The organism is Fructilactobacillus sp. X2R5C2 (assembly GCF_059901375.1).
This window is the reverse complement of record NZ_JBWXUX010000033.1, coordinates 1-253: the sequence shown is the minus strand read 5'-3', so window position 1 is coordinate 253 and position 253 is coordinate 1. Positions and strand designations below refer to the sequence as shown.

Genomic DNA, 253 nt, shown 5'->3' with positions numbered 1-253 from the left:
GTGCTGCACCTTATGGATGCTGTAGCACAATTATTACTAAGATGTTTTCAGAAGAGGGCATTAAAATTCCCAAGAAATTAGCTGGTTTAATGTTGTCTGCCATTATCTCTGACACCTTATTGTTAAAATCACCAACTACTACTGATTTCGATCGTGATGCACTCAAAGCTTTAGCTGATATTGCTGGAATTGATGATTACGAAGATTATGGCGTTAAAATGCTTAAGGCTGGGACCAACGTTGACGCCAAAAC

Annotated in this window: 1 pseudogene; it reads left to right on the top strand. The window is 38.7% G+C overall.

From position 1 onward, the window contains the following. Positions 1-253: pseudogene (locus tag AC6UD2_RS06840) on the top strand (manganese-dependent inorganic pyrophosphatase); the annotation flags it as partial.